The sequence below is a fragment of the Oleiphilus sp. HI0061 genome, assembly GCF_001635675.1.
The window spans coordinates 1-10,609 of sequence record NZ_LWFE01000136.1 but is presented as its reverse complement, the minus strand read 5'-3'; the positions used below and the strand labels follow the sequence as shown (position 1 = coordinate 10,609).

The window sequence follows — 10,609 nt, the reverse complement described above, 5'->3', positions numbered from 1 at the left end:
TGTATGCATCAGAACCGTAGCGATTAATAACTTCTCTTCTCGCCATTTCAGCAACATAAGGAGCATAAAGTTCCGAGCTTCCGCCATGGTAGCTGGCTGTAATGAGAGAGGATTTTGCTTCAGCGTGTTGTTCTGAATCGATCATCTCCAAATCAAGCATCCTGTCCAGGATCCAGTTTCTTCTGATTTTAGCTCGTTTGGCATTGGCTAAGGGGTTGTACCGAGACGGTGCTTTAGGAAGGCCCGCGATCATCGCCATTTGTGCCAGGTTTAATTCATCAATAGGCTTTCCATAATAGACTTGTGCGGCTGCATGAACACCGTAGGCTCTATTACCTAAATAAATCTTGTTTAAATAAAGTTCTAGGATTTCTTGTTTGGAGAGAGATTGCTCAATCTGAATCGCTAAAAAAATTTCATTGAACTTTCGGATGAAGGTTTTTTCTCTGGAAAGAAAAAAGTTTTTGGCAACCTGCATGGTGATGGTACTGCCGCCAGTTTGAATTCTTCCTGTGGTAACTAACTGAGTGGCTGCGCGAGCCAGGCCTTTTATATCTATTCCGCGGTGCTCAAAAAAACGATTATCCTCGGCTGCGATAAAGGCATTAAGCAAATTTTGAGGCGAGTCACCAATATTTATTGGCTTTCTTCTCTTTTCGCCAAACTCGGCTATGCTTTTGCTATCAAGTGAGTAAATACGTAAGGGTGTTTGTAATTGGGTGTGCTTAAGTTGCTCGGCATCAGGAAGTGTTGGCGTCAAATAAAGGAAGAAAGAGGCCATTAAGAAAAAGGCACCAGATATCATTGCGGCCAAGGACCAAGCTGAAAAGCTCAAGAGTCTCACAAAACGAAACATGTTTTTCCTAGCAAGTTAGAAATATACAGCTATTATCTAAGAAATAGCTTTAATTTAAGAATTGTAGGATTATACGTCTTTTTAGAGTGTTATAAGTAAAAAAATGTACATTGAGGTGTGAATAATAGATTCATAAGTACATCTCAATCAAAGTAGCTGCCATTAATTTAATGGGTTTTCGCGTGTTTGGATTGTTTGGAAAGAAAAAAGATTCCTTGTTAGGAATCGATATCAGTTCTTCTTCAGTAAAATTATTGGAGTTGTCAAAGAATGGTGAAAAGTTCCGCGTAGAGAGTTACGCCGTGGAACCGCTACCTAGTAACTGCGTAGTAGAGAAGAATATTAATGACTCGGAGTTGGTTGGTGAAGTCATCGGAAAGGTGGTGACTCGCTCGCGTGCTAATAGTCGATTAGCTTCTGCTGCCGTTGCGGGTTCAGCTGTTATCACCAAAACCATACAAATGGCGGGTGGGCTTAACGAGTCTGAGCTGGAAAATATGATCGTTGTCGAGGCTGATCAATATATACCTTATCCTCTTGATGAAGTGGCTATCGACTTTGAAGTGCTTGGCGAGTCAGAGTCGGGCGCTGACCAGGTTGATATATTATTAGCTGCTTGTCGAAAAGAGAATGTTGAACTTCGGGAAGAAGCCCTGGAAATTGGTGGCTTAACATCGAAAGTTATCGATATCGAAGCTTACGCAATTGAACGATCCTTTGAACTTGTCGGTTCGCAAATTGGCGTTGAAGGTGAAGAGCAGACAGTCGCAATTGTCGATGTTGGCTCAACGATGACGACATTGAGCGTACTTGCCGATGGCAAAACGATCTATACAAGAGAGCAGTTATTTGGTGGTCGTCAACTGACAGAAGAAATTCAGCGACGTTATGGCTTATCTTTTGAAGAGGCCGGGCTAGCTAAAAAGCAAGGTGGCTTGCCAGATGACTACGAGCGTGAAGTCTTAGCTCCTTTCAAAGAGGCAGTCGTTCAACAAGTCGCCCGTTCATTACAGTTCTTCTTTTCCTCAAGCCAATATAATGAAGTCGATTATGTCGTGCTTGCTGGCGGTGTCGCGTCAATAAACGGACTTGTAGAGCTGGTTGAAGAGAAAACAGGGATCAAGACTATTGTGGCTAACCCTTTCGTTGATATGACCTTAAGCTCAAAGGTGAATGCGTCTGCGTTAAGCAATGATGCACCATCACTGATGATTGCTTGTGGTTTGGCTATGAGGAGTTTTGATTAATGCCTTCTATTAACCTTAGGCCGTGGCGAGAAGAACTCCGGGCCGAGAAGCAGCGGAATTTTATTACATCGTTGATCGCTGTCCTTGTTGTTGCTGTCGTGCTCGTGTTTTTGTGGCAAGACTATGTTAGCTCCGAAATTGAAACTCAAAAGTCTCGAAATAATTATTTAAGCTCTTCAATGGCTGAGCTGGATAAGAAAATTAAAGAGATCAAAGAGCTGAAAAAAGAAAAGAAAGAGCTTTTGGATAGAATGAAGGTCATTCAGGACTTACAGGGAACACGCCCGGTTATCGTTCGTGTGATGGATGAGTTGGTGAGAACACTTCCAGATGGCCTTTATTATGAAAGCCTTGAGCGAAAAGAGGATCTCATAGAGATTACGGGTTTGGCTGAATCTAATAACCGTATTTCAGGTTTGATGCGAAACTTTGAAACATCAGTCTGGTTTTCTAACCCTAATCTGAAAGACGTGAGTGCGATTAAAGGTGATGACGGGACTCTAAATAGTTTTGATCTTAGTGTTAAGCAGGTGACCCCTGAGTTAGCTGAAGATCAGGAATCAAGTGAAAAGGGGACTAAATAGTGGGTTTTTCTGAATCTATGGAAAGCCTGAAAGGCTTTGATCCCAATGATATAGACTTTAATAATGCAGGCTCATGGCCTACACCTGTTAAAGCAATTGTATTAGTTGTTGTCTTTTTAGCGCTGCTTATAGGCGGTTATTTCTTTCTGATTCAGGATCAATATACCGAATTTGATAGAGTCGCTGCAGAAGAAGCAAGCTTGAAGCAGCAGTATGAAAGTAGAGCTTATAAAGTAGCAAATCTTGAGGCTTTTCGCTTACAGATGGAAGATATGAAAAAGTCTTTCGGTGTACTTCTTAAGCAGTTGCCTGCAAAAACAGAGGTTCCGGGCCTACTTGAAGATATTACCAATACCGGGCTAGGAAGCGGTTTGGAAATTGAATCCATTCAGTTGAAGCCAGAGGTTTCCAAAGAGTTCTATGTTGAATTACCAATGGAAATCGTGGTTGCGGGTACTTATCACGACATCGCATCTTTTGTGAGTGGTGTTGCAAGCTTGCCACGAATCGTGACTTTGCATGATATGAATATTTCCAAGACGCAGAGTAAGTCTAAAGGAAATAGTCAGGGGCGCAGCAGTCATAAGCTGCAAATGACTGTGCAAGCGAAGACATATCGTTATGGTACTGAGGCAGACAGAGAAAAAAGTAGGCAATCTAAGAAGAAGAAAGGGAGGAGAAGATAATGAATAAAATTTTCTTGTCTCTCGTGCTCGTATCAAGTGTTCTATTGAGTGGTTGTGGTACGAGTAGTGGCTTTGGTGATTTAGATCGCTTTATGGCAGAGGCTGATGCCAAGCCGCGTGGAAAAATAGAGGCTTTGCCTGAAGTACAAGTATATAGAGCATTTACATACAGTGCTGCGAATAGACGTTCACCTTTTTTGCCGCCTGAAGATGTTGTGGTAAGCGTGGTAGAGATACAAAAAGATCAAAGTAACGTTAAGCCGGATTTTGATCGAGTTCCTGAGGTTCTGGAGTCATACTCTCTAGGGCAGTTAAAAATGGTTGGTACGCTTCAGCGAAATGAACAAGATATTTTGTGGGCGCTGATTGCTGATGAGTTGCAGAGCGTACATATGGCCAAGGTTGGGCAGTATATGGGTAAAAACCATGGCCGAATTGTAGATGTAAGAGTTGGTCAGATTGATTTGATTGAAATTGTTCCCAACGGATATGGCGGCTGGCTTGAAAGGCCGCGAACCATCTCGCTGGACGATCAGTAATTAAGGGGGCTTGGGAATAATGAATGATATATCAAATAGAGCAAACATGTTTAAGTCAAAAGTAAGTAGAATATTAAGGTTTACAGAAATGGTCCTTCAGACGCGTAAATTAATAACCCTGATTGGAGTTTGCTTCTTTGCAGTAATGAATGCAAATGCCGCTAACCTTAACGATGTTAGCTTCGCTTCTCTGCCTGGAGATCGAGTTGAAATTTCCTTGATTTTTGATGAAACGCCGCCGGAAGTGAATGGCTATACGATTGAAAAACCAGCAAGAATAGCGCTCGATTTACCGGGCGCTAGCAGTAAGCTGGCAGAGAAATACCATAATCTTGGTATGGGAAATGCGAAACGCATGACTGTAATCGGCACCAAGGACCGAACCCGTGTAATTCTTGATTTAGTTGACTTAGTGCCCTATAGCACGCGAACGAGTGGAAATACGCTGTTTGTATTGGTGGGCTCAGAGGGTGCTGGTGAAGCATACCAAGCTGTCGCGTCATCGCCAGAAGCAATGCCAGCAGCGAATACGTTTTCTAGGAAAGTTGCTGCGGATAGAAATGGCATAACCAATATTGACTTTCAGCGTGGTGAAAAGGGCGATGGCCAGATAGTCGTTAGCTTTGCTTCGCCTGACGTAGATATTGATATGTCAGAAGTGGGTGGCCATATTCAGTTACGCATGCCAAAGGTTGACTTACCTATGGGGCTTCGACAGCGTCTAGATGTTGTCGACTTTGCAACACCTGTTCGTCGTATTGATTCAGATATCGTTGATGGTGATGCCTTAATTAGAATTAAAGCTTCTGGTCATTATGATTACCTGGCTTACCAGGCTGATAATAAATTTACCGTGAGTGTTGAAGCGCTAACAGAAGAAGAAGTCGATCAGCGTAAAAAGGATAAGTTTCCGTTTACTGGTGAAAAGCTATCTTTGAACTTCCAGAATATTGAAGTGCGAGCTGTTCTTCAGTTAATTGCTGACTTTACCAGCCTTAACTTGGTTGCAAGTGATACCGTGGGTGGAAGTATTACCCTTCGTTTACAGAATGTACCTTGGGATCAGGCTCTAGAGCTGATTCTAAAAACAAAAGGATTAGATAAGCGAACGGTGGGTAATGTACTGCTTGTCGCTCCAGCCGAAGAAATAGCGGCGCGTGAAAAGCTTGAATTGGAAGCTAACCGACAGGTTGCAGCATTAGCGCCGGTACGTTTGGAGATCGTTCAGATTAACTATGCAAAAGCGGCAGATATTGTGGAGCTATTGCGCCAGGACAGTGAGCTGATTTCAGAGCGAGGCTTTATTTCATCTGATGAACGAACGAATACTATAAGTGTGAGAGAGACATCAGAGAAGCAGGAGCAGATTCGTAAATTGATATCTACCTGGGATATTCCGGTTCGTCAGGTATTGATTGAGGCTAGAATTGTAAGAGCTCGTTCGAATATAGCTGAAGAAATGGGTATTCAGTGGGGTGGTGGCGGTTTAGATCGTAGCGGAGATAACTTGTTCCGTATAGGTGGATCGTCTGGGACGCTTAGTGAACTGACAGATATAGCGAACGGAAATAGTAACAGTATTTCATTTCCAGGTGCTTTGGCTGTTGATTTAGGTGTAACCAGATCGAACAGCTCTTCCTTAGCGATTGGTTTTGGTGGTGATAACTATCTAATTGATATGGAATTATCTGCTTTCGAATCTGATGGAAAGGGTGAGATCGTTGCCCAGCCGAAAATTGTAACGGCTGATCGTCAAACCGCGACAATTAAATCGGGTGAGGAAATTCCTTATCAGGAAGCTTCGTCTTCTGGTGCAACCTCAGTTTCCTTTAAAGAGGCCGTGCTATCTTTAGAAGTGACGCCTCAAATTACGCCAGACGATCAGGTCATTATGGATCTTAAGATCAATCAGGATAACCGTGGCGAAGTGACCGCAGGTATTCCAAGTATTGAAACAAATGAGGTACTAACTCAAGTACTTGTTGGTAATGGTGAAACGGTTGTCTTGGGTGGTATTTTTCAGTCTGAACGATCTACAACTGTTACTAAAACGCCTTTCTTAGGTGACATCCCATACTTAGGTGCTTTATTTACCAAGACTGAAGAGATAGATGAGCGTGCTGAATTACTTATCTTTATCACGCCTAAGCTATTAAAAAATGGTGTGATTGACCAGCAAATATAGGACAATATGTCTTATTGAGCTTAGGTAAAAGGCTGCAGATTGCGGCCTTTTTTCTTTTTAAAATAAACAGGTTAATCTTTACTGACATATTGATTGGCCGGCATAAGATCGAAATATGAGTATAGCTAAACCGTTGATTGTTTTTGTGGGCCCAATGGGGGCAGGAAAAACAACCATAGGAAAAATTTTAGCCAAAGAGCTGAACTTTGACTTTTATGATTCCGATAAAGAGATAGAGCGGCGAACCGGGGCAAACATTCCGTGGATTTTTGATGTCGAGGGCGAAGCAGGCTTCCGGGATAGAGAGAGCCAGGCAATAAAAGATTTGTCAGCACTTAAAAACGTCGTCTTGGCAACAGGTGGTGGTGCGATGATGCGCCCCGAGAACAGAGAGTGTGTGAACAACACTGCTTTTGTAGTGTATTTGAATACCTCAGTCGAGCAGCAGTACAAAAGAACTCACAAAGATAAGAATCGACCTTTGTTGCAGGGAGACAAAGATGCTCGTCAGGTCTTGAGTGATTTGTATGCGACCAGAGATCCAATTTATCGAGAAGTTGCTGACTATGTAATTGATACAGACAAAAAGTCTATGAAAGGTATTGTTAAAGATATAATCAGCGCGATAGAAAAAGAGTGAATAAATGATTGAGTTAAAAGTAGATTTGGGTGAGCGTGATTACCCAATTTTTATTGGCGAAGGCTTATTGAGTAATCCATCTCTCTATCAGCCCTACATTGCCGGAAAAAAAGTAATGCTGGTGACAAATGAGACAGTCGGGCCTTTGTATGAGCAGCAAGTTAGACAGGCATTGTCTGGCTATGAGGTTGATAGCGTGGTCTTGCCTGACGGAGAGCAATATAAGAATTGGCAAACCTTAAACCTGATTTTTGATGCGCTACTAGAGAAGGCTCATTCCAGGAAGACGACTATCGTTGCGCTGGGGGGTGGTGTAATTGGAGATATGGCAGGTTTTGCTGCATCAGCTTATCAGCGTGGCGTAGATTTTATTCAGGTGCCCACGACGCTTCTTTCGCAAGTAGATTCATCTGTAGGTGGAAAAACTGCAATCAACCATCCTTTAGGTAAAAACATGATAGGTGCTTTTTACCAGCCTAAAGCCGTTATCATTGATATTTTGACCTTGCAAACTCTGGCTTCAAAGGAAGTTTCAGCGGGCCTGGCGGAGGTGATCAAATATGGTTTGATCCGTAAGCCAGAGTTCTTTGACTGGTTGGAGGCTAATGTTGAGGCCTTAAGGTCCTTGGACTCTGATGCTTTAACCTACGCGATTAAAGAATCTTGTTCTTGTAAAGCGGAAGTTGTTGAACTAGATGAGAAAGAGGGTGGGCTTAGAGCAATATTAAATCTAGGGCACACATTTGGCCATGCGATTGAGACTTATGAAGGTTATGGCTCTTGGCTTCATGGTGAGGCGGTTGCAGCGGGAACAGTTATGGCAGCAGAATTGTCGAGAATGGAAGGCTGGATTAGTGATGAAGATGTTTCTCGAATTTCAAATATATTGCTTGCTGCTAACTTGCCAATTGAAGGGCCGGAAGGCATGTTGGCTTCAGAATATGAACGACTAATGTCTGTGGACAAAAAGGTAATGGATGGAACGCTCCGTCTTGTGCTTTTGAAGTCGATTGGTGAAGCTGTTGTGACAGCAGACTTTGGCGCTGATTCTCTGGCAAATGTTTTGGGTGGCAAAGCTTAATTAGAAGCAATTACTTGGTTCGATTAATTTTGTAGGTGAGTCGATAAGTCTGATATGAGTGTGACAAAAAATAATAATGTTTTGAGTGAGCAGCTCATTTCGCACTTTAACTTGAAAGAAAACCCATTCGATGAGCGAATGCTAGTATTTTTTGAGGGGGCGCAGCGTCAGCATAATTTAGAAACACTGCGCCATATGTCGACCTTTGGCGATATGGTTCTCTTGCTTACTGGCGAAAAAGGTGCTGGCAAAACCACTCTACTTAATAAATTTGCAAAATCTTCAGCTGGCGAGCTGAGTATCTACGTTACAGATGCTCAGGAGCTTGCTAATAAGGAAAAGTCGAAATCTGTTATACATGACTTTGGCGAGCTTGTTGGTTTAGATTCGATAGTTGGTGAAACTACGCGTCAATCATTTTCCCGTTTATTGCAGTATTTGGAAGATGAGTTCAAGAAAGATGGTGTGAGAAAGGTTCTGGTTTTTGATAACGCAGACCTATTATCAAAAAAAGAGCTTCAATTTTACTTTTCATATTTCAGTCAGTTGCCTAAAGAAAGCGGAGTGGTAGCAATTTTTTCGGGTTTGCCAAGCTTGCTGCAGCTTGCTCGTTTGAGTCACATAGAAGGTGATGACGAGTGGTTGCATCAAATGCAGCTTAAGCCTTTAGGTGCTTCAGATATGCTGGAATATCTCCAGTTGAGATTGGAGTATGCTGGCTATACCGGCTTGTTAGAGCTGTCAGAAAGTCAGGTGCAACATTTAATTGATATGGGGAAAGGTTTGCCTGGTCGGGTGAATCGTTTGTTCAGTAGTGTCGTGTTAGAACCGGGGGCATTAAAGCTACCGGTTAAGAGCCGTAAAGGAGTGCCGAAGCAGGTTTTTTGGGGTGTTGCCGTTCTGCTTTGCTTCTCATTTTTACTCGTGTCTTATCAATATGGCTTGTTTACTGAAGGAGATAGCGAAGCAGTCGCGCACGAGCAGCCGGAGCAAGAGAATAACTCTGATGAAAATAAAGTGTCTCTCGTAGAGCAACAGAGAGAAGCAAGGTTAAGAATGCTTGATCAGGCCCTGTCAGAGAGTTTGGCTAAAGCTTCAGAAAGCAATATAGATAGTTTGGATAAAGGTCGTCAGGGTAGTGGCGAGATTAAAAAAGGTTCGCTCAATAAGCCTGAAATGTCGGCGTCTCGATCAATTCCAGAGAGCGCTGGTGTTAAAGAGCTTGTTGAGCCCGACAAGGTACAAGATGGCACTCTAGCAGATAAAGAAGTTAGCGTTCCAGAATCGGATCAACTAGTTAGCGATACTTTGCAGATAGAGAAAATCGCTAAAAATGTACAGGAAAAAATTATTCCTGCCGCAGAGAGCAGCCGTGAAATACTTAAGCCGTTCTTTAAGGGGAAAGCATGGGTTGCATCCCAAAACTCAAGTGGTTATTCAGCTCAAATTTTAGGTAGCTATAACGAGAAAACAGCGATAGACTTCGCAAAGCGCGTAAGTAAAAGTGCTCAGCCGATATACTATCTTGAAACGCTGCATCGCGGTAAACCCTGGTTTGTTGTTTTTTATGGTGTTTATCCTGATAAGGCTTCCGCCAATGCTGCGCTCAAGGTGGCACCTAAAATTATTACTTCTCAACAGCCTTGGTTGAGGAGTTATGCTGGAATTCTCAAGTCTTATCCGAGGCAATAACTAAATTAGTTTTTTGAAGCTATCTATTTGAAATATAAGGATAGTTTATGCTTTTCTACGAGTTTTTTCTGCTTATACGCCTTCTTTAAGTTTGTACTGAATAAGCACGATGTGTAAAATGTCCAACCCCAATTTTCATAGTCATATGGTTTTGTTAGTTTTGTTAGTTCTAACTGTATGATTTTAAATGATATTTTGTAGAGAGAATGTTATGGCAGCAGGTTTGTTTCGCCCGGAAGAGTTTAGAGATAACTGTGGATTTGGTTTGATTGCCCAGATGGAAGGGCAGGCAAGTCACGATCTACTATTGACGGCGATAGAATCACTTACATGTATGACTCACCGCGGTGGTATCGCAGCAGATGGTAAAACTGGCGATGGCTGTGGGTTGTTGATTCAGAAACCTGATACGTTCTTCAGGCAGGTGGTTAAGGAGCAGTTTAGCGCCGATCTGAATGAGATTTACGGCGTAGGAATGGTTTTCCTTTCACAGGACCCTACGAAAGCGCAGCAAGCTAAAACAACGATGAGTGCAGAGCTTGAAGCACAAGGTCTTACCGTTGTTGGTTGGCGCTTGGTTCCGACTAATAACGATTGCTTGGGTCGTATGGCTCTGGATTGCTTGCCACAGATTGAGCAGGTCTTTGTTCAGGCTGACGGGCTTAGTGAGCGTGAACTGTCTCTTAAGCTTTTTGTTGCGCGCCGTAAGACTGAAATGGCTTTGGCGTCTGATGAAGAATTCTACGTTTGTAGTTTGTCAGAAAAAGTCGTGTCTTATAAAGGGCTGATGATGCCGGTTGACCTGCCGAATTTTTATTTGGATCTGGGTAATCCAGATGTTGAGACAAGCATTTGTGTTTTTCATCAGCGTTTCTCCACTAATACTATGCCAAAGTGGCCACTAGCCCAGCCATTTAGATGTATTGCTCACAACGGTGAAATTAATACGATTGAAGGCAATAGAAACTGGTCTACAGCGAGAACAAGCAAGTTTGCTACAGACGAACTGCCTGAGCTGGGAGAATTATCTCCTTTGGTGAATCGTACTGGTTCAGATTCTTCCAGTATGGATAATATGCTTGAGGTACTTCTGGCAGGT

At 42.7% G+C, this 10,609-nt stretch carries 9 protein-coding genes and 1 pseudogene; 9 read left to right on the top strand and 1 reads right to left on the bottom strand.

The window, feature by feature from the left end; translation table 11 throughout:
• The coding region (locus tag A3735_RS01675; protein ID WP_197485587.1) for a transglycosylase domain-containing protein at window positions 1–856 on the bottom strand (856 nt) is incomplete at its 3' end.
• Between the two features lie 182 nt (window positions 857–1,038).
• Here A3735_RS01675 and A3735_RS01670 point away from each other — a divergent pair.
• The 9 genes and pseudogenes from A3735_RS01670 to gltB all read left to right on the top strand — a co-directional run.
• Window positions 1,039–2,103: a pilus assembly protein PilM gene (locus A3735_RS01670; protein ID WP_068506607.1), complete on the top strand. Its 1,065-nt coding sequence runs from the start codon at window positions 1,039–1,041 to the stop codon at window positions 2,101–2,103.
• Window positions 2,103–2,687 carry a PilN domain-containing protein gene (locus A3735_RS01665; RefSeq protein WP_068506592.1) on the top strand — a complete coding sequence of 195 codons (585 nt, stop codon included), beginning with the start codon at window positions 2,103–2,105 and terminating at the stop codon, window positions 2,685–2,687. Before A3735_RS01670 ends, A3735_RS01665 begins: the two co-directional genes overlap by 1 nt.
• Complete coding sequence (locus A3735_RS01660) at window positions 2,687–3,373, top strand: type 4a pilus biogenesis protein PilO (protein ID WP_156494828.1); 687 nt, start codon at window positions 2,687–2,689, stop codon at window positions 3,371–3,373. Before A3735_RS01665 ends, A3735_RS01660 begins: the two co-directional genes overlap by 1 nt.
• Window positions 3,373–3,912 (top strand): pilus assembly protein PilP, encoded by a 540-nt coding sequence (locus tag A3735_RS01655; RefSeq protein ID WP_068506594.1) that lies wholly within the window; start codon window positions 3,373–3,375, stop codon window positions 3,910–3,912. Before A3735_RS01660 ends, A3735_RS01655 begins: the two co-directional genes overlap by 1 nt.
• Before the next feature lie 88 nt (window positions 3,913–4,000).
• Window positions 4,001–6,097 (top strand): type IV pilus secretin PilQ family protein, encoded by a 2,097-nt coding sequence (gene pilQ, locus A3735_RS01650; RefSeq protein ID WP_068506596.1) that lies wholly within the window; start codon window positions 4,001–4,003, stop codon window positions 6,095–6,097.
• A gap of 115 nt (window positions 6,098–6,212) precedes the next feature.
• Window positions 6,213–6,737 (top strand): shikimate kinase AroK, encoded by a 525-nt coding sequence (aroK, locus tag A3735_RS01645; RefSeq protein WP_082865394.1) that lies wholly within the window; start codon window positions 6,213–6,215, stop codon window positions 6,735–6,737.
• Window positions 6,738–6,741: 4 nt separating this feature from the next.
• Window positions 6,742–7,818: a 3-dehydroquinate synthase gene (gene aroB, locus A3735_RS01640; RefSeq protein WP_068506598.1), complete on the top strand. Its 1,077-nt coding sequence runs from the start codon at window positions 6,742–6,744 to the stop codon at window positions 7,816–7,818.
• A 60-nt stretch (window positions 7,819–7,878) separates the two neighbouring features.
• Window positions 7,879–9,510 carry an AAA family ATPase gene (locus tag A3735_RS01635; RefSeq protein ID WP_197476020.1) on the top strand — a complete coding sequence of 544 codons (1,632 nt, stop codon included), beginning with the start codon at window positions 7,879–7,881 and terminating at the stop codon, window positions 9,508–9,510.
• 211 nt (window positions 9,511–9,721) lie between these two features.
• A pseudogene (gene gltB, locus A3735_RS01630) lies at window positions 9,722–10,609 on the top strand (glutamate synthase large subunit); the annotation flags it as partial.

Coding starts and splice junctions, on each gene's coding strand:
- A3735_RS01655 (WP_068506594.1), top strand. CDS start 3,373: ATGAATAAAATTTTCTTGTCTCTCGTGCTCGTATCAAGTGTTCTATTG.
- aroK (WP_082865394.1), top strand. CDS start 6,213: ATGAGTATAGCTAAACCGTTGATTGTTTTTGTGGGCCCAATGGGGGCA.
- aroB (WP_068506598.1), top strand. CDS start 6,742: ATGATTGAGTTAAAAGTAGATTTGGGTGAGCGTGATTACCCAATTTTT.
- A3735_RS01665 (WP_068506592.1), top strand. CDS start 2,103: ATGCCTTCTATTAACCTTAGGCCGTGGCGAGAAGAACTCCGGGCCGAG.
- pilQ (WP_068506596.1), top strand. CDS start 4,001: ATGGTCCTTCAGACGCGTAAATTAATAACCCTGATTGGAGTTTGCTTC.